General features: G+C 34.9%; 20 protein-coding genes. 7 read left to right on the forward strand and 13 right to left on the reverse strand.

Annotated features, from left to right (window positions below):
- Nucleotides 1-115 precede the first annotated feature (115 nt).
- The 5 genes from NLM59_RS04030 to NLM59_RS04050 are packed head-to-tail and all read left to right on the forward strand — an operon-like array spanning nt 116 to nt 5,513.
- Complete coding sequence (locus NLM59_RS04030) at nt 116-1,792, forward strand: ArnT family glycosyltransferase (RefSeq protein ID WP_304416456.1); 1,677 nt, start codon at nt 116-118, stop codon at nt 1,790-1,792.
- An 8-nt stretch (nt 1,793-1,800) separates the two neighbouring features.
- Nucleotides 1,801-2,469 carry an ABC transporter ATP-binding protein gene (locus tag NLM59_RS04035; protein WP_304416457.1) on the forward strand — a complete coding sequence of 223 codons (669 nt, stop codon included), beginning with the start codon at nt 1,801-1,803 and terminating at the stop codon, nt 2,467-2,469.
- Nucleotides 2,470-2,525: 56 nt separating this feature from the next.
- Nucleotides 2,526-3,089: a LemA family protein gene (locus tag NLM59_RS04040; protein ID WP_304416458.1), complete on the forward strand. Its 564-nt coding sequence runs from the start codon at nt 2,526-2,528 to the stop codon at nt 3,087-3,089.
- Nucleotides 3,089-4,984, forward strand: coding sequence for a DUF2207 domain-containing protein (locus NLM59_RS04045; RefSeq protein ID WP_304416459.1), 1,896 nt, complete (start codon nt 3,089-3,091; stop codon nt 4,982-4,984). Before NLM59_RS04040 ends, NLM59_RS04045 begins: the two co-directional genes overlap by 1 nt.
- 22 nt (nt 4,985-5,006) lie before the next feature.
- Nucleotides 5,007-5,513, forward strand: coding sequence for a GNAT family N-acetyltransferase (locus NLM59_RS04050; RefSeq protein WP_304416460.1), 507 nt, complete (start codon nt 5,007-5,009; stop codon nt 5,511-5,513).
- A 45-nt stretch (nt 5,514-5,558) separates the two neighbouring features.
- Here NLM59_RS04050 and pafA read toward each other — a convergent pair whose 3' ends face one another.
- From pafA to NLM59_RS04100, 10 genes are all read right to left on the reverse strand, one after another.
- Entirely contained in the window at nt 5,559-7,178 is a 1,620-nt protein-coding gene (gene pafA / locus NLM59_RS04055) for an alkaline phosphatase PafA (protein WP_304416461.1), read from the reverse strand.
- Between the two features lie 161 nt (nt 7,179-7,339).
- Complete coding sequence (locus tag NLM59_RS04060) at nt 7,340-8,665, reverse strand: ABC transporter permease (protein WP_304416462.1); 1,326 nt, start codon at nt 8,663-8,665, stop codon at nt 7,340-7,342.
- Nucleotides 8,666-8,669: 4 nt separating this feature from the next.
- Nucleotides 8,670-9,584 (reverse strand): ABC transporter ATP-binding protein, encoded by a 915-nt coding sequence (locus NLM59_RS04065; protein WP_304416463.1) that lies wholly within the window; start codon nt 9,582-9,584, stop codon nt 8,670-8,672.
- 247 nt (nt 9,585-9,831) lie between these two features.
- Entirely contained in the window at nt 9,832-11,256 is a 1,425-nt protein-coding gene (locus NLM59_RS04070; RefSeq protein WP_304416464.1) for a SusE domain-containing protein, read from the reverse strand.
- 5 nt (nt 11,257-11,261) lie between these two features.
- Complete coding sequence (locus NLM59_RS04075; protein ID WP_304416465.1) at nt 11,262-12,401, reverse strand: SusE domain-containing protein; 1,140 nt, start codon at nt 12,399-12,401, stop codon at nt 11,262-11,264.
- 18 nt (nt 12,402-12,419) lie between these two features.
- A complete protein-coding gene (locus tag NLM59_RS04080; RefSeq protein WP_304416466.1) occupies nt 12,420-14,030 on the reverse strand; it encodes a RagB/SusD family nutrient uptake outer membrane protein in 1,611 nt (536 codons plus the stop codon).
- A gap of 11 nt (nt 14,031-14,041) precedes the next feature.
- On the reverse strand, nt 14,042-16,978 hold the full coding sequence (locus tag NLM59_RS04085; protein ID WP_304416467.1) for a SusC/RagA family TonB-linked outer membrane protein: 2,937 nt from the start codon (nt 16,976-16,978) through the stop codon (nt 14,042-14,044).
- A 267-nt stretch (nt 16,979-17,245) separates the two neighbouring features.
- The gene (gene sucC / locus NLM59_RS04090) at nt 17,246-18,439 is read right to left on the reverse strand and encodes an ADP-forming succinate--CoA ligase subunit beta (RefSeq protein ID WP_304416468.1); all 1,194 of its coding nucleotides are present in this window, start codon (nt 18,437-18,439) and stop codon (nt 17,246-17,248) included.
- Nucleotides 18,440-18,613: 174 nt separating this feature from the next.
- Nucleotides 18,614-19,222, reverse strand: a complete 609-nt coding sequence (locus NLM59_RS04095) for a hypothetical protein (protein WP_304416469.1) — start codon at nt 19,220-19,222, stop codon at nt 18,614-18,616.
- Complete coding sequence (locus NLM59_RS04100) at nt 19,216-19,455, reverse strand: hypothetical protein (protein WP_304416470.1); 240 nt, start codon at nt 19,453-19,455, stop codon at nt 19,216-19,218. Before NLM59_RS04100 ends, NLM59_RS04095 begins: the two co-directional genes overlap by 7 nt.
- A gap of 160 nt (nt 19,456-19,615) precedes the next feature.
- Between NLM59_RS04100 and NLM59_RS04105 the strand changes: the two genes are divergently transcribed.
- Nucleotides 19,616-19,738, forward strand: coding sequence for a hypothetical protein (locus tag NLM59_RS04105; protein ID WP_369426761.1), 123 nt, complete (start codon nt 19,616-19,618; stop codon nt 19,736-19,738).
- Between the two features lie 226 nt (nt 19,739-19,964).
- Here the strand turns inward: NLM59_RS04105 and NLM59_RS04110 are convergent, their stop codons facing one another.
- The gene (locus NLM59_RS04110; protein ID WP_304416471.1) at nt 19,965-20,882 is read right to left on the reverse strand and encodes a hypothetical protein; all 918 of its coding nucleotides are present in this window, start codon (nt 20,880-20,882) and stop codon (nt 19,965-19,967) included.
- Between the two features lie 170 nt (nt 20,883-21,052).
- On the opposite strand from NLM59_RS04110, the gene radA reads away from it, so the two are divergent.
- Nucleotides 21,053-22,408: a DNA repair protein RadA gene (radA, locus tag NLM59_RS04115; protein ID WP_304416472.1), complete on the forward strand. Its 1,356-nt coding sequence runs from the start codon at nt 21,053-21,055 to the stop codon at nt 22,406-22,408.
- Nucleotides 22,409-22,610: 202 nt separating this feature from the next.
- On the opposite strand, the gene hutG is transcribed toward radA, so the two are convergent.
- Both hutG and NLM59_RS04125 read right to left on the reverse strand, forming a co-directional pair.
- On the reverse strand, nt 22,611-23,555 hold the full coding sequence (hutG, locus tag NLM59_RS04120; RefSeq protein WP_304416473.1) for a formimidoylglutamase: 945 nt from the start codon (nt 23,553-23,555) through the stop codon (nt 22,611-22,613).
- A gap of 81 nt (nt 23,556-23,636) precedes the next feature.
- A complete protein-coding gene (locus NLM59_RS04125; protein WP_304416474.1) occupies nt 23,637-23,789 on the reverse strand; it encodes a hypothetical protein in 153 nt (50 codons plus the stop codon).
- Between the last annotated feature and the right edge of the window lie 130 nt (nt 23,790-23,919).

The raw sequence follows: 23,919 nt of genomic DNA on the forward strand, positions 1-23,919 counted from the left end.
AAAAGTTGGAATGTGAAGCTTTTTCTTTGCCTTATATTTTTATTGTTAGCCTTGAGCCCAAACATTCTTAAAAATAATTATCAAAGCATCTTAAAACTTCTCTATTTTTGTCGATATGAACATTAAAATCAATAAATATCTAGGCATCGTAGCTATGTGCTATGTTCTAGTTAATGTTTTACAATCTCTTTTTATGCCTCTTATTAACGATGAGGCTTATTATTGGGTATGGTCTGAAAATCTAGATTGGGGTTATTTTGATCATCCGCCTATGGTAGCGCTTTGGATTAAGATAGGTTTTACTTTTTTTGAAAGTGAATTAGGAGTAAGACTAATTACTATACTTGCTGGAGCTCTTGGCTATTATTTTCTAGGTAAGATGCTGCAGATAAAGAATATTAACCAATTTTGGCTTTATACTGCTTTATTTACATCTTTTGTGTTATTCCAAGCCTTTGGTTTTATAACTACACCTGATGCTCCACTGCTTTTCTTTGGGATTTCATATTTCATTTTCTTGAAAAAGTTCCTAGAACAGCCTAATTATCTTAATTCATTAGGTTTAGGATTAATCATGGCTTTATTACTCTACAGTAAATATCATGGAATTCTTCTGATAGTTTTTTCACTGCTTCCATTGAGCTTGAAATTAATTAAGAATAAATATTTCTATGTTGCTGTTCTGTTTGGAGTCTTATGCTACGTACCACATCTTTGGTGGCAATTCGACAACGAATTTGTATCCGCTCAATATCACTTGGTAAGAAGAAATGTATTCAATCAATTTAAGATTAGTAATACCACCGACTATCTCGCGAGTTTAGCCTGGGCAAGTTCTCCGCTCCTATTTTGGTTCACAGGAAAAGCCTTATTTAAAACAAAATATAATACTGACTTTCAAAAAGCTATGCTAGGAGGATTTGCAGGAATTGTAGTTTTCTTTATCCTCATAACTTTCAAAAGATATATTCAAGGTCAGTGGTCCTTATTGGCTTTTATTCCACTTCTTATTATTACTTATCAGTATTTTAAAGATAGACCTAAGGATATTAAGTGGATTAAAATTTTAGGATTTGCGACAATAATTTTAATGATTGGCGCTAGAATCTACTTTATTATTCCTAACGTTCCTTTCAAAACACAATATCATGGTTGGAAAGAGGCTATGCAAAAAGCAGGAGAAGTGGCAGAAGGAATTGCTGTTTTTGAGAAGTATCAATACACCTCCTTATATAAGTTCAACAACTATCCGAAACCTGATGCTCGTAACTTTATTACCATAGAAAATCGCCATTCTCAGTATGAATTATGGGATTCAGAAGCTGATTTAGAAGGTCAAGACATTACTTATTTTTCAAGATATATTAAAGCTAATGACAGTATACAAGTAAACTCTAGGGACAACGAGGTTTTCTATTATAGGAAAATTAAAAACTTTCACACAGCTTATTTCCTAGAATTAGAAATGAAGAATTATCGCATAGAAGAAGGTGTACTATCTGGTGAAATAGAAATTCACAATACAGGTGATTTTGCAGTAGATTTAAGCCAGGAAAATCAATTCTCATTGATTCAAGCCTATATTGAGTATCCTTACTCTGAAAGAATTAAATGTGAAAAGAAAGTAAGCTATGATGATGTTCTAGTGGAGCCTAACGAAAGAAAAACTATAAATTTCTCTACCGAGTTATGTAATGTTTTACCAGGAGACTATTTTACTTATTTTGGTTTTGTGAATCAAAATGTTCCACAAAAGAAACAATCTAATTACGTTGAAATAAAAATTGATTAATTTGCAATATGATTAAGGCACAAAACATTCATAAGAAATTCGGGGAATTAGAGGTTTTAAAAGGCGTATCCTTATTGGTTAAAAAAGCCGAGGTTATTTCGATTGTGGGTGCTTCTGGTGCCGGAAAAACAACTTTACTACAAATTTTAGGCACATTAGATAGACCTAGCACGCCAAAGGAGTTCGACACGAAGATCGAGATTAATGGAATTGATGTGACATCTTTAAACGATAAAAAACTTTCTAAATTTAGAAATGAACACATCGGTTTTATTTTTCAATTTCATCAATTATTACCAGAGTTTACCGCTTTAGAAAATGTTTGCATTCCGGCCATGATTGCTGGCAAGAAGATGAAACAAGTAGAAGGTCGCGCCCAAGAATTATTAAAATACTTTGGGATGTCTCATCGTGTTTCCCACAAACCCAATCAGTTATCTGGAGGTGAACAGCAGCGAATTGCCGTAGCACGTGCCTTAATGAATCAGCCGAGTGTTGTGTTCGCTGATGAGCCTTCAGGAAATTTAGATTCGAAAAATGCAGAAGAGCTTCACCAGTTGTTTTTCGACTTACGTGACGAGTTCGATCAAACCTTTATGATTGTAACTCACAACAAAGAGTTAGCTGATATGGCCGATAGAAAACTCGAAATGCTCGACGGAAATCTGATGCGCTAAACCCCATTTTTCAGATTTTTTTCATAGATTAGTTGAAACAAATAAATTCAACTATTATGACAACACTTATTATTCTATTAGTTTTACTAGGAGTTATCGGTTTCGCTGTTATGTATGGCGTGGGGATTTACAACCGTTTGGTAAAACTTAAGGTCTTAGTCGAGGAAGCATGGAGTGGCATTGACGTACAGCTAAAAAAACGTCATGACTTAATCCCCAACTTAATTGAAACCGTAAAAGGTTATGCTACTCACGAGAAAGAAACTTTTCAAAATGTTACCGAAGCTAGAAATCAAGCTGTAGCAGCAAAAACTGTGGAACAACAACAAGCCGCAGAAAACAAATTAAATTCGTCTTTAATGAATTTATTCGCGGTTGCTGAGCAGTATCCAGATTTGAAAGCCAACACTAATTTTATGCAATTGCAAGATGAACTGACAAGTTTGGAGGCCGACATTGAAAAGTCTAGAAGATACTATAATGGAACGGTTAGAGATAAAAACATTTTAATCGACACTTTCCCGAGCAATATCGTAGCTAACATCTTTGGATTTGTTAAGTCTGCTTTCTTTGAGTTAGATAATGTTGCAGAAAGAGCGGTACCTAAAGTGAGTTTCTAATGAAATCCCTTATACTATCTTTATTTTTAGTCTTTTCCACCTTAGGTTGGTCACAGACCGAACAAGTCACGCGCTTTCATTCCGAAATCAAAATAGACACCAGCGCCCTAATTACAGTATCCGAGGATATTGATATTATATCTGCTGGAAATATTTTCAAGCGTGGAATTGTACGCTATCTGCCTATGCATAAAACTGATAGCCTAGGAAATAAACTGGCTATGAATTATGAAATATTATCTGTTTTTAAGGATAATAATATAGTCTCTTATCATACCGAAAAGAACAATGACAACTTAGTTATTTATGTAGGTGATAAAAACAGTTTTATTCCCAATGGCGAGCATAGCTACACAATAGTTTATAGAGCAGAAAACACCTTAGGATTCTTTTCTGATTTCGATGAGTTATATTGGAATGTAAACGGTTTCGGATGGGATTTTGCCATAAACGAGGTTTCAGCCAATGTTTATTTGCCCAATAATGCCGAACCTATTCAAGTGAAGTGTTATACAGGTAGAGCTGGCTCTACGGCCTCTAATTGTACTTCGACACAAAAAGATGATCATGTCCATATCTCATCTACACAAATAGGTAAGAATCAAAACTTAACAATTGCAGTAGGTTTTGAGAAAGGAATCGTTAATGAACCTCCACCTCCTCCACCGCCATCTTTTTTAGAAACTTATGGACTATTTATTTTAGCATTATTATTCTTCTTGGGCTTAGGTGCCTATTATTTAATAACATGGCAAAAACATGGTATAGATCCTCCGAAGCCTACAGTATATCCTTTATTTGAGGCACCTGAAAATTTATCACCTGCTAGCGTAGGAATACTACATAAAGAAAATTATTGGAGTGACTTAATCACTTCCTCTATTGTTAGCTTAGCTACCAAAGGATATTTAAAAATTGAGGAAAACACTAACAAAGCCCTTTTCGGTTTAGTTACTTCACGAACATTTAACCTACTAAAGTTGAAAGAACCTAATGATTCTTTACCTCTAGAAGAGTTGGAGATTATGAATAATCTTTTCGCTACTAGTAGTTACAAAACATTAAATGGCACCTATGATTCTGAATTAAAAAAAGTAGTCGATAAATACCAAAGTAGTATTAACAAGAAACATAAAAAGTTAATTAATGAAGGAAATAATTACAAATTCGTCATTTTACCTGCAATTTTGATCATAATTTTTATGGCCATAGGTATTTTCCTAGGTTTTAAAACTAATTCTCTAGACATTCAACAATTTATTTATGGAGCTATTAGCATCTTTCCTTTTATATTCATTGGATTTATCTTCACATCTCGTTTATGGAGCTTGAAATGGATTTTTATTATCGTATGTGTGGTAGCGGTTGGATTGTTCATTGTATATATGATGAAGAATCCGCTTACGAAAGATAATCTTAATTTGTATTCTTTATTTGGATTTTTAACTTTTGGTGCTATTTCTTTAGGAGCCTACATCAAACTAATCAAGCGCCCATCTGAGGAAAAACTAAGAATTCAATCACTGATTGAAGGCTTTAAAATGTATTTAACTACCGCTGAAACTAAACAACTACAGCACTTTAATCCACCTGAAGTTACTCCCGAAGTTTTCGAGAAGTTTTTGCCATATGCCATTGCGCTCGAAGCCGATGATGTTTGGGGGTATAAATTTCAGGAATTTCTAGATAAATCTGCCTTGGACAAAACAGCTTATCAGGCAGGTTGGTACTCGGGTTCCTCGTTTAATGCCTTGAAATTTGGACATTCATTGAACTCAAATTTATCAAATTCTTTGAGCGCGTCCTCTACTCCACCATCTAGCTCTAGTAGCGGTTCTGGTGGTGGCGGATTCTCCGGTGGCGGAGGAGGTGGCGGCGGAGGTGGCGGCTGGTAAACTCAAATAACTTAAACTCAATATGATGAAGAAATTTAAATTACATTCAATTGTTGACGAAAGTCAATTAAACAGTATTAAAGAATTGGCTGAAGAAATTTGGCCTTCTACCTATAGTCCCATTTTATCTAATGGACAGATTAGCTATATGATGGATTTAATGTACTCCGAACGTGCTTTGCAGGAACAACTGGAGAATGGAGTCCTATTCTATCTAGTTCTGTTTAATGATAAAGAAGTAGGCTATACAGCGGTTGAACCAAATTATAAAGATGGTGATCAACTCTATATTCATAAACTTTATATCCTACCTCAGCTCCAAGGCATTGGTCTTGGCAAAAGCGTAATAGAAAGTATTGCCGAGATAGCTAAGAAAAAGAAATTAAGTTGTATTTCTCTCAATGTAAATCGATATAATAAGGCATTGTATTTTTATGAAAAACTTGGCTTTAAAATAGAGAAAGAAGAAGACATTGATATTGGCAATAATTACTACATGAATGACTATGTAATGCAAAAAAAGGTTTGATTCCGAGGAATCAAACCTTTTTTATTATCTCTTAGATTATAAGATTTAATCGAATAATTCTTCTAATACGTCTCCCTCAGATCCATTTGGAATTGAAATATTCAACAATTGAGAAACCGTTGGAGCAATTTGAGTAATCAATTTCTTTTTAGCTGATTTTCCAGGTTTAATTCCCCATCCAAACCATAAATTCGGCACATGTGTATCATACATATAAGTAGAACCGTGCGTAGTTCCTGTTGCAAAATACTCCATATACTGAGGATCTAATAAAACTACCAAATCACCATTTTGCTTTGGATCAAAACCGTTTGAAATTAAAGTTAAATGATAATCACTCGCATTACCGTTTAAGATATTGTCTCTAGAGTAAGCTCGAGCAACAAAGTCCTTTTTCTCTAAAAATCTTTGAATTTCTTTTATAATTTGATCGTAATCCTTGTTTTGAGCCAAAATGGTTTCTTCATTTAAGAATACATTTTGATTTGAATAGTTATTGTAAATTCCTTCACCAAACTTCTCATCCACAAAAGCTTTCAACTCTTTATCTAAATCTTTTCTGTTTAGGTTTTCAACCATATAACCGTGATCCGATAAATAATTTGGATTTTCAGCTGCAGCATGATCCGCAGTTAAAAACATTAAATAATTTCCTTCTCCAACATGTTGGTTTAAATAAGAAATTAAACCCGCTATCGTACGATCCAATCTTAAATAGGTGTCTTGAACCTCCATAGAACGAATTCCAAAACTATGTCCGATATAGTCTGGCGACGAAAAACTAATAGCTAAGAAATCTGTTTCAGTTCCTTGACCTAATTTTTCATGCTTGATAGCTTCCTTACTCAATTCAGCGACAACTTCGTTACCATAAGGAGTAGTTTTAATAATGTCTAAGTCCCCTTGCAATGCTGCGATTTCTTTTAAGTTATATGGAAATGTAGGTTTCGTTTTTGGCTTAAATATTCTTTCGTATCGCGTATCATCAGCTGTACTTTGAGTATAAGTATTAGCTGGTTTTAATAAGTCCCAACCTTGGTTGATATATTTTTGAACTTGCTTCTTGTCATTGTATTTATTTACCCAATCTGGTAATTTATCAAAATAGAAACTACTTGAAATAAACTTTCCATGAGTATCCATCCAATAAGCTGCATCAGCAAAATGACCTGCTGGTAGAATCGCTCCTCTATCTTTTAGTGAAATACCGATTACCTTAGATCTATGATTGGTAGCAAGTTTCAATTCATCTGTGACAGTAGTTGTCTTCAATCTATGTGGTGACATACGACCTACCTCATCATCAGCCTTTGTCCCAACACTGGTCATAGATAAATCCGTAGTACAATAAACGGTTTCTTTTTCGCTTTTATGATACCATGAATTCCCAACGATTCCATGCACTGCAGGAATAGCTCCAGTATAAACCGAGGAATGGCCAGGCGCTGTATAGGTTGGCTTATAATTGAATTGCGTATTTTGAAAGCTATAACCCTCTTTCAATAATTTCTTAAATCCATCTTCACCATAATCATCATAATAACGATATAGATAATCATATCGCATCTGGTCAACAACCACACCTACAACTAATTTAGGGCGTTCATTTTGTGCAAATCCTATCGTTAAAAACAGAACGAAGAACTGCGTTATCCACTTTTTCATATCTTAAAAATTATAAGGCTAAATTACGGAATTATATGCGTCTGCCTAAGCAGCTTGCTTGAATAAATTCTTAAGAAATTTAATGCATAAAAAAATCCTCTACTTCCAAGAATCTAAATCATCATGAAAATAGAGGATTGTATCATTTTAAAAAATGAATTCTAGTATCTAATCCACTTTAACCACTCTTTGAAAGATGGTTTTTTACCATACATTAAGATTCCAATTCTGTAGATTTTAGCGGCAAACCAAACCATGGCCAATACCGTTCCTATTAACAGAGCTATGGATAACAATAGTTCCCAAATCGGAACACCATAGGAAATCCTAGCCATCATAGCTACAGGAGAAGTGAATGGCACCATTGATAACCAAAATCCAACCGGACCGTCGGGATTTTGAATAATTGAAATCGCTCCATATACACCTAACATTAATGGAATTAAACCTACCCACATAAATTGTTGTGTTTCGGTTTCGTTGTCCACTGATGCTCCAATCGCTGCAAAGAATGAGCTATATAATAAATATCCGCAGAAGAAATAAATAAGGAATGAAATAATGATTAAAGGGTAATTCAAGCTAAATAAAGTATCAATCACATCTTGAATATCACCTGTAATCGAGTCAACTTGCATTCCCTGTGATTGAGCCTGCATTTCGCCAACCATTTCCGCTCCACCACCAAAACTTCCAACTAGAAGTGGGAAAAGAGCCATGATTACTAGAATAATTCCAATCCATATAATAAACTGAGTTAAAGCAACGAAAGTGGTTCCCAATATCTTCCCTAGCATCAAGTTAAAAGGCTTAACCGAGGAAATGATAATTTCAACAACACGGTTGTTTTTTTCTTCAATTACACTACGCATTACTCTTACGGCATATATCATGATGAACATAAAGATTGCATACATCAATACATAAGAAAGCGCAGATTTAACTCCTTCTCCCATTTGGCTGGTTTGTGAAGTTCCAGAAGCTGAATCCTTTTGAACCACCAAAGAGATAGGGAATTTAGCATTCGCTAGATCCTCGTCTGTAATCCCTTGTCGAGAAAGGTTGATGCGTTCGAGTTCATTACTTAATTTACTTTGCAAGGATGAAATTTGCATGACACCAAAACTCTTATTAGAGCTTAATTCGATTCCATTTTTTAACGAGCTAAATGTGCTATCAGTTTCGGGTATATGCAAAACAGCTTGCAAATACTGACTATCTTTTAATGTATCCTTTAATCCTTTTAAATCTTCAACAGGATAAAAAGCGTAGCGATCATATTCTGTAGACTTAAAAGTGGTTGTGAATAAACCTGACTCATCTACAATCGCCATGTAGTTGGTTTCTTGATTGGCTTGGGTTAATAAAACCACCAAAGCCACCAAGGCTATCATCAATAAAGGTGTGAAAATCGTTAATAAGATAAAAGACTTCTTTTTTACCTGAACCAGAAATTCTCTTTTTGTAACTAACCAAATTTGATTCATATTCTTATTTTACAGCGTTTATAAACACATCATTCATGGTTGGGATTTCCTCTGCGAATTCCCTCACATTTCCTACTTGTGTTAGTTGATTGAGTAAATTATTATTGTTGTGATCGTGAGATAAAACATAAAAGGAAGTCATTCCATGATGTGTTTGTAAATCACGAATTTCGTATGAATTAGACAAACTATCCATTGCTAATTGATTGTTTATTTCTAATTCAACTTTGAATTTACCTTCTTTAAATTGATTTCTGATTTCTCTAATAGGACCGTCTAGCACCTTGTTCGACTTATTAATTAAAGCCACATGATCACACATTTCCTCTACAGACTCCATTCTGTGTGTTGAGAAAATAATGGTTGCACCTTTATCTTTTAATTCAATAATCTCATCACGAATTAAATTGGCGTTAACAGGATCAAAACCACTAAATGGCTCATCGAAAATCAATAATTCTGGTTCGTGAAGAACGGTAACAATAAACTGAATCTTTTGTCCCATTCCTTTGGATAGTTCACTCAGCTTTTTATTCCACCAATCTCCAATATCTAATTTATCAAACCAAAATTTAAGTTTCTTAACCGCTTCAGCATGGGATAAACCTTTTAATTGAGCTAAATAAACTACTTGTTCACCAACCTTCATGTTTTTATAAAGCCCACGCTCCTCGGGCATGTAGCCAATTTTAGAAATATGTTTAGGATGAAGAGGTTCGCCATTCAAAAACACTTTACCCGTATCTGGCATCGTGATCTGATTGATGATTCTAATAAAAGTTGTTTTCCCTGCTCCATTGGGTCCTAAAAGACCATAAATAGTGCCCTTAGGAATAGAAAGACTAAAATCATTTAGAGCGACTTTGCTACCAAATGACTTTGATATATTCTGTGCAACCAATAAGTTGTTATTGTCCATGCATTCGTTTTATATATAAGACCCAAAATTAATGAAAATGTTACACTTTAAGTATAAAGTCGAAGGTAGGTGGTGAGGGTAGTAGAATGATGTAGAAAATTTGAATTTTAAAGGTTCAATGGGAAACTACCTCCAAAACAGTGAAAGATGACTCGAAAACTTAAAATATTAAACCTTGAGTCTTAAATTACCAATAAAAAAACCGCCTCATTTGAGACGGTTTTAAAATATAATTTAATTTGATAAATTACTGAGCAATAATAACATATCTACCGGTTAGGTCATTAAACCAAATATCATAAGTTCCTGCAGAAACCGGAATATTTGGACCACCTTCAGTTCCTTGTCCAAATGGGAAGTCTACTGCACCCCAATTATTATCCCAACCATCGTTGGCTCTAAATTTAATCTCACCATCACCTAAAGTGATTCCATTTACATACCATTGGTGAGGATCGAAAGCTGATTGCGTCATATCTTGATCGCTATCCCAACCATTGGCTGTTGCATCTCCAATAATACCAATTGTTGACCACTCTGCCGCTGAAGAAGCGTCAAAAGGCTCCATCGTAAAGCTTCCGCCACTACCATCTGTTTGGAAAGTAAATGTATAGTATCCCTCGCTAGGGCTATTGAATACATCAGGATCGTTTCCACTACCATCATTCATAGATAGGCTTGAACCATCATTAGTTCCCCATTGTGGTTGCCAAGATCCTAATTCTTCAATCACCTTAAATCCACCTGGATTAAATTTACCAGTAAAATAAGCTGTTGATGGATTGTTTGGATCATTAAATAATGGTTGATTATTATTTCCTGGATCCCATCCAGCTGCAACTGCCTCTCCTACTAAATAGAAGAACTTAATACCAGATTCGTGAGTAGTAATTGAAATTCGAACAGGTGCACTCATAAACTCTAAAGACTCACCTGTATTAGCATTAACGTTAGAGATAATTCTAATATCCACTTCACCAGTTGTGTTTTCAGCGATTCCCAATGCAGTAGCATAAGAGTTTAAATCTGAATGAGAAACACTAATACTTGTATTTCCTGTGTTGCTTAAAGTAGCAGGACTTCCAAAGTTGGTGTCAGCCAAAGCCATTTGTACAACATAATTAACGCTTGCATCTGTTCCTACATAAGAGAAATCATCCCAAGATATCATTAATGCTTCCTCGTCTGGTGTTTCTGGGTCTAATGTAACTGCCGCCCCACCTTCAGGTGTAATAATTACTGGCCCTGCTTGTGGATATGATTTAACGGTAAATGATACCTCATTTGAAGTTAATGTACCGTTAGTAACTCTCAAATAAACTGGAGTAGCCAAATAAGGCGTAAAGTTTAGTTGATTTACATAAGCATTTAAGGCTGCCATGCTCACTCCAAAGTGGTTATTGGCAGTCGTCCCTAAATCAATCACATTTTCAAAAGCAGCATCATCTGACATTTGAACTGTGTAGTCACCTGAAAAGTTTGAATAATCATCCCATGAAAGCATTACTGCATTCGCTTCAGGTGTATTAATATTTAAGTTAACATTGGTGATACCTGGATCTACCAACCTTAAATCATTTGCTTCTATTATTGGATCTATATCGTCATCAGAACACCCCACAAATGTAAGTGGGATAGCTAATGCGATGAATAATTTAAATATTGTTTTCATATTATTTAGTCTTGTGGAATTAATTGATACTCTCCTGTCAAATCATTAAACCAGATATTATATACTCCTGATGTAACTGGAATATTTGGTCCACCTAATTCACCAACACCGCTATAAGACGTAGTTGATCCCCAACTTACATCCCAAGCATTATTTGCACGGAATTTAATTTCACCATTCTCTAATTCAACATTATGTAAAAACCAGTTATGTGGATCGAATTCAGTATTTCTCATCATTGCCGTATCTCCATCCCAACCAGTAACTGTTGCATCTCCAATGATTCCAACTCTATCGTAAATAGTTGCGCTAGAAGCATCAAAAGGAGTAATAGTATAAGTCAATGTATTGAAGTTGATTCCGAAAGTATAGTATCCAGAAGCTGGAACACCAAATCTACCTGGGTCTCCATCTTGAGTTCCTGGGTTACCTGCTACATCGCCAGAAGTTGCGAAAGCATCTTCTCCTTCATTACGAGCATCACCCCATTGTGGTTGCCACATACCTAAAATTTCGATTAGTTTAAATCTACCTTCATTCATATCACCAGCACTAGCGCTATCGAAATATCCCGTGAATGAAAATTCATTCTCACTATTCGGGTTTCTGAATAATGCTTGGTTGTTATTGTTTGGATTCCAACCAGCAGCTGTTGCGTTACCTACTAAATAATAGTCATTAAAACTATAGGTAGTATAAGGAGTCATTTGAAAAGAAACCACATTAGATTCCATGGCCAATTGTCCTTGATCACCAAGGCTAGAAATAACTTTGGCATAAAGTGTTCCCACTTCGTTAGGCGCCATTCCCATTTCTTGTACTAAGACGTTAATTTCTTCAACCGTCCAAGTTTTATTTCTATTCGATGTATTAAAAACATTGTTTGGGTTTTCGAAAGCTTCGCTTAAAGAAAATAGAATTTCATACTGTGGAATTACTTGAACATTATAATTTGCATGTGACCATATTAAAGTCAAAGCTGGGTTGTTCTTATAATTCGGATCTAAGTTTACCGCATTGCTTTCCGCCTCCAATACAATCGGAGCAGAAGTTGCGCTTGCTATTACCTTATCGTCATCATCTTGGCAGGACCAAATGAATAAGATGGGGATTAATAGCATTATGTATTTAAATATATTTTTCATTCTTAAATGTATTATTTATTAATATCCAGGATTCTGTACATAATTTGGATTGGCTACCATAGCATCTGTAGGAATAGGGAATAATTTTCTATAACTTGGAACAGAAGTACCTGTTGGCACACCTCCTTTGAAAGGCCACAAATAATTACCTGTCGTAAACAAATCATATCGAATTAAGTCAGTTCTTCTGAACCCTTCCCAATATAATTCTCTCGCTCTTTCGTCTAAGATAAAGTCTAAAGTCAAGCTAGATGTATTGATATTTCCACTTGCATCACCGTAAGCTCTAGTCCTTAATTCATTAATTAAGTTTACAGCAGTACCAGTGTCACCTCCACCTCCGCGTAATACAGCTTCGGCATAATTTAAATAAACTTCAGACAATCTGATTAATGCTAAATCTGTATCCGTGAATGTGTCATCACTTCCTCTTGTTCCATCACTTTTTAAGTTAGAAAACTTAACGACAGCATATCCGTCTTGGAATGCGTTTGGAATAACACCGATTTCATATGAATGATCGGTTGTGTAGAACATCGCTCTTTTGTCTGACCATGCAATTGGATAACCATCAGCATCGTATTGAGAAGCTTGGAATTTCTCTACCAAAGCTTTGGTTGTTCTCATTCCGTCCCAACCACCGTTAATTCCTAAAGCAGATGGGTCCATATCACCACCTGTTGCTCCGTGAATTAAGAAAGTTGTTCCACCATAGGTTCTAGAGTTAATCCCATCGAATCTAACAGGAAAAATAAACTCATTTTGAGCACCATTGGTATCATTATCTGCCAAGAATAATTCGTCGTAAGCAGTTCCATTACCGTTCGCATCATTCATGTTGATTTGGTAAGATGAGTTAATAACCATTTCTGAATATGTAACTGCATCATTATAACGTGGAGTTCCTGTGTACACCTCAGCGTTTAAGTACATTCTAGAAAGTAATGCCCATGCTGCTGCTTTGTCTACTCTACCATATTCGTTAGCTCCTGGCTCTTTAAGACCTGCAACTAAATCTAGCAATTCAGATTCAACAAAGTTGAAAACCTCAACTCTTGAACTTTGAGTTGGTAATTCAGCTGAAACTTGTGTTACGATAGGCACATCACCATAAACATCTAATAAAACTGAATAAGCATAAGCTCTTAAGAATCTTGCTTCGGCAATAAAGTGTGTTACCTCTTGAGAATCTAATTGACCAGCTTTGTCAATGAATGAATTCGTAAAAGAAACTTCCTGCGCTAATCTAAACCAAAGTCCAGTTACGAAATCATTTCCTGCTCCCCAGCTCATGGCATGGAAATCTGGTAAACCTGGGTCTCCCCAACCAACTACCGCCTCATCTGTTGTTAAAACCTGATGCGTGTAGTGCATACGTGTAAATTGAGAAGTTCCCTCATCAATCCCTCCAATATCTGGATTACCCGCTGGACCTTCTTGACCTGTTAAGGCTAAAGCTGCATATAATTTTGCTAAAGCTCCTTTAGCTTCCTGTTCGTTCGCAAATACGTCTAACTCAGTTGATGAATCTGGATCTAATGGTGTTTGATCTAAATCGTCTAAGCACGAAGTCATACCAAATGAAAGGATAACTACTGCTAAATATGTTTTTATATAATTTAATTTCATTTTCTTAAATTTTAAAAGTTAACATTTACACCAAAACTCCAAACTCTTGGTCTTGGATAAAAATTATTATCAATTCCACCAAAAACTTCTGGATCTAATCCTGAGTAATCTGTGAAGATAGCTACGTTATTAACTGATCCGAAAACTCGCATATCAACATTATTGATTAATCCTTCTGGCAATGTATAGCCCAAAGTAATATTATCAATTTTGTAGAAAGAAGCATCTTCTAAATAATAGTCACTCATTAAAACTTCTTCCGTCATCGCTGTGAAGCCAGAATTAGCTAAATCACCTGCAACGTTTCTAATGATACCATTTTCGAATAATCTTCCGGTGTATGCATTAGCCGAAACAGTGTTATTGTAAACATAGTTTCCTAAACTTGCTCTAGAAGCTAAAGAGAAATCAAAGTTTTTGTAGCTCATGCTGGTATTGATACCCATCGTTACATCAGCAAAAGGAGTCTTGCTAATATATCTATCGTCATCGTTGATTTGTCCGTCGCCGTTTCTATCAACTACCGCATTATCTATTGGGTTTCCGCTTTCGTCGTATACCTGTTGGTAAACATAGAACGCATTAGCGCCATAACCTTCTTGTTGTGTTTGAATTTGGTTACCTGTACCACCCGAGATTCCTCCAGTGTTGGTTGGTGTATTTAACTTAGTAATCTTGTTATCATTAAAGTTAACATTGTAACCGATTTTCCAGTTAAATTCTTCTGCTTTAATTACATCATAATTTAATGCAAACTCAACTCCTTTGTTTTCCATGTCACCGAAGTTAGATTCGATAACGTTACCAAAGTTGGTGAATACATCAATTACAGTTGCAGCAATTAAATCTTCAGATTTTCTAATATAGAAATCAACATAACCATTTAATCTATTATTGAATAAACCATAGTCGATTGCGATATTGGTTGTATTACTAATCTCCCATCTTAAGTTGTCGTTATAAACGTTCGGTCTAACGGTTGGAATAAAGGCATCACCAAAATGATAATAAGCACCTTGAGTGTTTCCAGAGTAGTTCAATAAGAATTTATAATCTCCTAAACCATTTACGTTACCAACTTTACCATAACCAGCTCTTAATTTTAAAGTATTCAACCAAGGAATTCCATTAAAAGCATCTTCTTTATGCAAGTTCCAAGCAGCTGCTACTGAAGGGAAATAACCCCATCTATCATCTGGATTTAATTTAGATGAAGCATCCGCTCTCAGGGTTGCAGTTAATAAGTATTTATCGCTTAAGTTAACACTTGCACGCCCAAAGAATGATTGTAAATTAGATCTCCAAGGAGTAGTTTTCTCTGGATTCTCATTACCATCTGAATAACGGATATAGTAATTAGTGTTTCTGTTATAGAAATCTTGATATGAATATCCACCAGTTAAAGAGAAGTTACTATTCTCAGCAAAATCTTTGTCATAAACCATATAGTAATCTAACAACTTGTTGATTCTAGCATTTGAATACTTACTGAAATCTCCAGCCCAACCTACTGTAGCAGAAGGGTGCATTTCTGATCTCTTAACTCTACCGTGAGAGTTTGTAACATCATATCCAACATTTAAAACAGCTGATAAACCATCTACCCAAGGCAAAGCATAATCAAACTTAGCATTAGAAATCAATCTTCTAACTTCTGAAGTATCATCTCTGTACTCTAACATCGATAACGGGTTCACGTTTACCACATCACTCAATAAAGTATTTGTTCCTTCGCGATTCCAGTTCCAGAAAGAACCATCAGCATTGTAAATAGGTTTTGTTGGATCAAAGCTAATCGCTTGTCCAATCGCTCCTTTATCCGCAAATTGATTCTCGATATAAGAAGCTTTTGTGTTTAATTCAATTTTTAATGCATCATTGAATAATTTTGGAGACAAACTCAAAGCACCTGTATAACGATCCATTTGATCAGTTTTTAAGATACCCTCGTTTGTTGCATATCCCATAGACGCTCTAAACGGAACACCGTATGCTCCACCCATAACGCTAAAGTCGTTGGTCCAACCAAATGCATTTTGGAAAATTTCTTTTTGCCAATCCGTGTTTTCTGAACCTAATTGAGCAATTTGACTTGCATTTCCATATTGGTTAACCCAATCTCTAACCTGATCACCTGTAAATACATCTACGTAATCAATCACTTCTGAGAAGGATACTTGTGAAGATAACTGATACTTAAGCGCTCCTGTTTTTCCTTTTTTAGTTTCAATAATGATAACACCATTACCACCACGAGAACCGTAGATGGCTGTTGCAGATGCATCTTTTAAAACAGAAATACTAGCGATATCATTTGGGTTGATAGAGTTCAAAATGTTTCTTGAACCTCCTACTCCATTTTCGCTAATTGGCACACCATCGATAACGATTAAAGGCTCAGAGTTTAAAGATAAAGAACCAATACCACGAATTCTGATACTCTGACCTTCACCTGGAGCTCCACCTCCGGAAGTAATATTTACACCAGCTGATTTACCTTGAATCATTTGTTGTGCAGAAACCACAGGACCTTTATTAAAATCTTCTTCGGTTAGTAAATCCACCGAACCTGTTAAGTCACTTTTCTTAATAGCACCATATCCAATAGCGACAACTGAACCAAGTTCAATTGCTCCAAGTTTATAGTCTTTAGTAATTCTAGCACCTTCTTGGTAAGCAAAAGAATCATTAGCCTCGCTACCATCTATACCCAGTATTGAAAGCTGAATACTACCATCTACTGCATCTAATGCAGTTACCTCTAGCTCGTAATAACCATTGAAATCTGATTCAACTTCAACATCTCCGGCTCGAACCAATGCACTTGTCGCTGGAAAATCATTGGCATCTGTAATCGTTCCCTCAATAACCATCTGTGCTTGCACAAATGTGATAGAACCTACCAATAAACAAACAGCCAAGGCATATTTCATAAAAATATTGCTCATGCTCATATGTTATAATTTTAACATTTATTTTTTATCATTATGTATCAAATTTAACAATTTAAAAACAAATAACAATGAAATAAATGTATATAATACACTTTAACAATATTATTGATATACAGCAGATTGCTATAACAAAGTGTACATAGTACAATTCCTTAATTTTTCTATCCCACTAGGGAAAAAATTGTGAAATAGAAAAATTCATAAAACAAAAAAAATCACCTCTCGCGAGGTGATTTTTTATATTCTTAGTTTGCCTTTAAATTAAGACAATACTTCTTTTACTTTAGTTGCTGCTTCTTCTAATGTAATTGCAGAGTGAACTTTTAATCCAGATCCGTCAATCATTTCTTTAGCTTCTACTGCGTTAGTTCCTTGTAATCTTACGATAATTGGAACTTTGATAGCATCTCCCATGTTTTTATAAGCATCGATAATACCTTGTGCTACTCTATCACAACGCACAATACCACCGAAGATGTTTACTAAGATAGCATCAACATTATCATCTTTTAAGATAATTCTGAAAGCTTTCTCAACACGCTCAGCATCTGCAGTACCACCAACGTCTAAGAAGTTGGCAGGACTACCACCAGCTTGCTTAATCATATCCATAGTTGCCATTGCAAGACCAGCTCCGTTTACCATACAACCAACGTTTCCGTCTAGTTTAACGAAGTTTAATCCAGCTTCACCAGCTTCTACCTCTGTTGGGTCTTCTTCTCTTTTGTCTCTTAACTCAGCTAAATCTTTGTGACGGTACATTGCGTTGTCGTCTAAAGTAACTTTACTGTCAACCGCCATAATTTGGTTGTCAGAAGTTTTTAAAACTGGGTTAATTTCGAACATAGAAGCATCTGCACCTACGTAAGCGTTATATAATGAGTGAACAAATTTCACCATTTCTTTGAATGCTTGTCCGCTTAATCCTAAGTTGAAAGCAACTCTTCTTGCTTGGAATCCTTGTAATCCAACAGCAGGATCAATCTCCTCAGTGAAAATCTTATCTGGCATAGATTCAGCTACCTCTTCGATATCCATTCCACCTTCTGGAGAGTACATAATCATATTAGTTCCGTTCGCACGGTTTAGTAATACAGATACGTAAAACTCTTCTGGCTCGCTATCACCTGGATAATAAACATCCTCTGCAACTAATACCTGATGAACTTTTTTACCTTCAGCAGAAGTTTGTGGCGTCACCAACTGCATTCCAATAATGTCATTAGCAATTTCCTTAACTTGATCTAAATTCTTTGCCAACTTAACGCCGCCTCCTTTTCCGCGTCCTCCAGCATGAACTTGTGCTTTGATCACATGCCAGCCTGTTTCGGTTTCTTCGGTTAATTTTTTAGCTGCTTCCACAGCTTCTTCTGGTGTTGTTGCAACTATTCCGCGCTGAATTTTAACGCCATATTTACTCAACAATTCTTTGCCTTGATATTCGTGAAGATTCATGAATGTTTAAAATTTTAAGATTTCCTACAAAAATAGCCATTCTCATGAGAATTTACATTTTAAATCCTAAAAATTATTGAAATTGGACTTAAATTATACTTATTATTATTCAATATTTTCTTTAAATAGGTACTATCAAAAACTCATATCATTGCTAAATGGCAAAGTCAAAGACTATTGAATATAGACTCCTTTCGCCGAAAACATGATAGGAGGATATGCCAATTTTTTCCAAAAGGCATCAGGAAGTTTTGGTCGCATAATTAATATATCTTCTGTGTCTAAACAGGAAAATTTAACCTTACCCTGCGGTATTGCATCATCAATGTAAATTGCAATAAACACTTCGGAATGAGCGGGAATTAAAATTTTATCATCAAATTCTATTCGATTTTCACCTCTTTTGAAAACTGATAAAGGTATCTTCTTTAAATCTTCATCTATCCTATTTTTGGGCATTCCATATTCGCCATCCCACAACTGAAAGACGATATTAGCTTTATCCCAATTCATTTTACGGAAAAATAAACTTATTTCAGTAATATATAAGTCAGAAGCTTCATTATTTTTTAAGCTTAAAGCATATTCACTTTGATGGCTAAAGCCAATTGCATTACCATTTTTCTTCTGGGCATCTATGCTCGCTTTTTCGACATTAGAAATGAAAACACTATCTAAAACAATTGTGTCATTTATCTGAGCTACACCATTTAATGAAAATAAAATTGTAAAAAAGGAGAACATAAATGTTCTCCTATTGCTATTTAAAAACAAGTTTAACATCCTATCCAATTACCTGTTGGCTCGCTGGATCCAATTGGTACCCATAAAAAATAAAATTGTTGAAATTCTGCTTGTTGATAAACACCAGGAGATACTTGCATACAAGGTCCATAGGTTGTTTCCGTTCCAATAAATTTACTTTCATTTGAAGATGAATCATTTCCAGCTAAACTAAAACTAAAGGTAATAATAAAGAATAAAGAAAAGAAACTTCTGGTAATACTTTTTGACATAATAAAATTTTTTAATTGTTTAAGGAAACAAAAATCTAAAACCAAATTTTTTTTCGATAGAACAAATAAAGTTATGAACAATTAATGCAAAGCGTATTATTCATCACAAATAGTCAGCGCAAATTATTTCTCCTTTTCCTAAAACTCATATCTTTGTGAAATGGCGAAGTCAAAGACTATTTATTATTGTCAGAATTGTGGTGCACAACACGCTACTTGGATGGGAAAATGTTCCCAATGTAAAGAATGGAACACGATAATTGTTATGATTGTACAAATGTAAAAGTAAGTTTTCAATATGAAAATTTAACAGTTAAAGATTTGTACGATTTTTTTTTATAAATATTTGAGGATTAAAAATTATAGATATGTACAGAATGTCTTAATCAAGTATAAGATCTTTATTAAATCATTTTTGATTTTTTTTAAATAAAGAAACTATAAATGGAGCAACAAGACCACCAATTATAATTGACACAATTAATATTGTAATTTCAATTTTACTCATATTACCTTGTTATTAATTTTGCAAGTCTACCCACCGCACCTGTTGAACCAGAAACAGCACCGCCTACTGCAGCCCAACCTACCATACCCCAATCTACACTTCCTGTCAACACGTATTGACCAGATGCCGCAATACCACCACTTATCACTGCGCCTGCTATATCTAAACCTACCCATGGTGCTATTAGCAAACTGTTTTCTTTTAATATAACATCTCCATTCGGACCATTACTGGCTAAAATAAAATTAGGTTCAGGTAATATATAAGTAACTGAATTTTCATTTTTCACCCACCATTCCATAGATTTTATGGATATAGCTAGTGTTATTGCCAAAACATGACCAGCATTTTCATTTTTAGCATATTTTTTTGAGTTAAATTCGTCTTTATAACTGTTTAATTCTTTTAAAATTTCTGATGCTGTATTCAGCCCATCTATGTTATTATCTATAAGCTCTTTGATTTTATTAAGCGTTGAAAGTTCATATTCATCAATTAATTCATTTCTTAAGGAATTAGATAGTAATGTAGAATAAGTCGGTTCATTATCTTTCAATCCAGCACTTTCATTTAATGAACTTATTGACTTAAACGCTTTATTACTTAAATCTTTATAAGCATAAGCACCTTCGTTTAAATAATTATAGAAATTATCCTTCACCATAAAGTACTTATACTTTTCTGAGTTTGAAATATCTAAATTATATTCTGCGTAAAATTCAATTAGTAATCTATTTACATAATCTACATTTTCATCAACATTTTTTGAAAACTTAGATTCGTCAAGGTTGGATAGAACATAATCTAAAGCTTTGTTGTGTAAATCACCACGATTAAAATAGTCTTCTACTTTAATTTGACTATATCCAACATTTAATAATAAAACTGTGGCTAATAAGCCTAAAAAATACTTTTTCATAATAGTTTAAATTAATATGAAAAACAAAAATCTAAAATCTAAAAACAAATTTATTTTTAGATAAAACAAATAAAGTTATGAACAATTATTTCGAAACACATTGTTCATCACAAATAATCAGCGCAAATTATTTCTCCTTACTCTTTTCCTAAAACTCATATCTTTGCTAAATGGCGAAGTCAAAGACTATTTATTATTGTCAGAATTGTGGTGCACAACATGCTACATGGATGGGAAAGTGCTCACAATGTGGAGAGTGGAATACTATTGTAGAAGAAGTTGTGGAGAAGAATGCAAAGAAAACTCCATGGCAAGAAGACAATACCAAAAAACCTGTTTTGTTTAATATTAAGGATATTCCCGAAACTAGTGAAACGAGAATCATTACGCATAATGATGAGCTAGATCGTGTTTTGGGAGGTGGAATTGTTTTAGGTTCTGTAATTTTATTGGGTGGAGAACCAGGAATCGGAAAATCAACCCTATTATTACAAGTTGCTTTAAGCCTTAAACATTTAAAGGTTTTATATGTTTCTGGTGAGGAAAGTGCTTCTCAAATTAAATTACGCGCAGAGAGAATTGGTATCGAAACAGAAGATTGCTATATCTTAACCGAAACTCAAACACAAAAGATTTTTAAACAAGCCAAAAGCATACAACCTCAGATTTTGATTATTGATTCTATTCAAACGCTACAATCTGAATATGTAGAATCTTCGCCAGGCAGTGTTTCTCAAATTAGAGAATGCACTTCTGAACTAATAAAATTTGCAAAAACAACAAATGTTCCAGTTATTTTGGTAGGACACATCACCAAAGAAGGTTCGATTGCAGGACCTAAAATCTTGGAACACATGGTAGATGTTGTGCTGCAATTCGAAGGCGAAAGAAATCATTTATATAGATTGCTACGATCGCAAAAAAACAGATTTGGATCCACCGCGGAATTGGGTATTTATGAAATGCAGGGTTCTGGATTGAGAGAAGTTTCAAATCCCTCTGAAGTATTGATTTCCCCAAAAGACACTCCTCTCAGTGGAAATGCGATTGCAGCTACTTTAGAAGGAATTCGTCCCATGTTGATTGAGATTCAAGCATTGGTGAGCACAGCGGTATATGGAACACCTCAGCGTTCTACCACAGGATTTGACATTAAGAGATTAAATATGCTACTCGCTGTTTTGGAGAAACGAGCTGGTTTTCAGCTTGGATCTAAAGACGTTTTCTTGAACATTACGGGTGGAATTCGGGTAGATGATCCAGCGATTGATTTGGCGGTTTTATGCGCTATTTTATCATCTTATGAAAATGAGCCTTTACCCGATAATTGTTGCTTTGCCGGAGAAATAGGTTTGAGCGGAGAAGTTCGTCCGGTGAATAGAATAGAAAAACGAATTATAGAAGCCGAAAAATTGGGTTATGATGTAATTTTTATTTCAAAACATAACAAAGTTAAAACTTCTAATTTTCAGATTCGGGTAGAAATGCTAGGAACCGTTGGGGATTTGTATCGAATGCTGTTTTGAGTTTTAAATTCTGAATTTATATCAAACAGTTGTAGATGCGAAGCGCAATAGGGATAGTAGCAAGTAGCCCACAGCTAAAGCACGCAAACAAAAAGAGGCACAAAAGAGTGGAGTCCCTTAGGACAAACTCCTTTTGTGCCTACTTTTTTGTAAGTGATTTTGCGAGGACTACTGCGGATAGCCCGCAATTGCCCTAATTATATTATAAATTATGCACCATTTCTGACACCATATGTGCCGCCAAACGGGCCGTTCTATTGTCGATATCGTATTCTGGGTTATACTCGGCAACATCCATTAACCTCACCTTATTTGACCCAAGAATATGTTTTAGAATTCCTTTCACTTGGAAAGCATTTAGTCCATTAGCCGCTGGAGCACTAACACCAGGTGCATAGGCTGCATCGAACACATCCATGTCCAAGCTCAGATATATAGCATCTACTTTCTCTAAGAAAGCATCGATAGCAATCGACCATGCACGTCTATCTTCGTGAATTTGATCTGCTAAAACATAATGTGCACCTAGTTTCTCTGCTCTTTCGAAAATTGCTTTTGTATTAGCCGTTTTCTGAACTCCTAGACACATATAATTGAACTCTCTATTATTCTTTTCACAGAATTGAGACATCTCGTAAAAACCTGTCCCTGAATTGGTATCTGGATGCGGTAAACGCAAATCAAAATGCGCATCAATGTTAATGATTCCTATCTTTTTGTATTTATCACTAAGCGCCAAAAAGTTACCATATGCCACTTCATGACCTCCTCCTAAAACTAGTGGATAGGTTTTTTTAGCGATTAAATTTTTAAGAATTTGCACTTGCTCATCGCGTGCTTCTTCTAAATTATTACCTACACATACCACGTTTCCGTAATCGTATAAAGCGTTAACATCTGAATCTTGCTGCGGCAAAATAGATAGCATTTTTCTAATGGCATCTGGCGCCTTGGCTGCTCCTACTCTACCTTTATTTCTTCTAACACCTTCGTCTGAAGCAAATCCTAAAAAGACAACGGATTTTTCTAAATAAGCTTGATGCTCTTTAGGGAATTCCTTGACAAGTTGATGCCATCTTTTTCCAAGCATTCCATCTTCTACATCCACACGACCGTGCCAATGCGATTTATCGAAAGGTTTAATCATAGTTTTCTAATTTTAGCCCAAATTTAACGAAATGCTTTGTATTTTAAACACAATTCTAAGAAGTGTTGTGTAAATTAAATATTAAGCATTATCACGTGGCTGGTGTTTTTCTTTTCTTTGCTCTACCTGTGGATTCACTTGTTTTCCATCGGTAGCTTTCTCGTTGATTGCCTTTTCTTCTAGGCTTTTGTTTACTTTTCTTTGTTCTGGGTTAACGTTCTTATCCTTATTCATAATAATATATTTAACCTAAAGATCTCAACAACTGTTCCGAGATAATTTACTGTGCATGAATGCTTAACTCTAAGCAGTAAATGAAATTTATCATATTTATAGAAAACCTGATGGTATATAGTTTGAATCT

It is taken from the genome of Profundicola chukchiensis (assembly GCF_029664245.1).
In the GTDB taxonomy this organism is placed as follows: Bacteria; Bacteroidota; Bacteroidia; order Flavobacteriales; family Weeksellaceae; genus Profundicola; species Profundicola chukchiensis.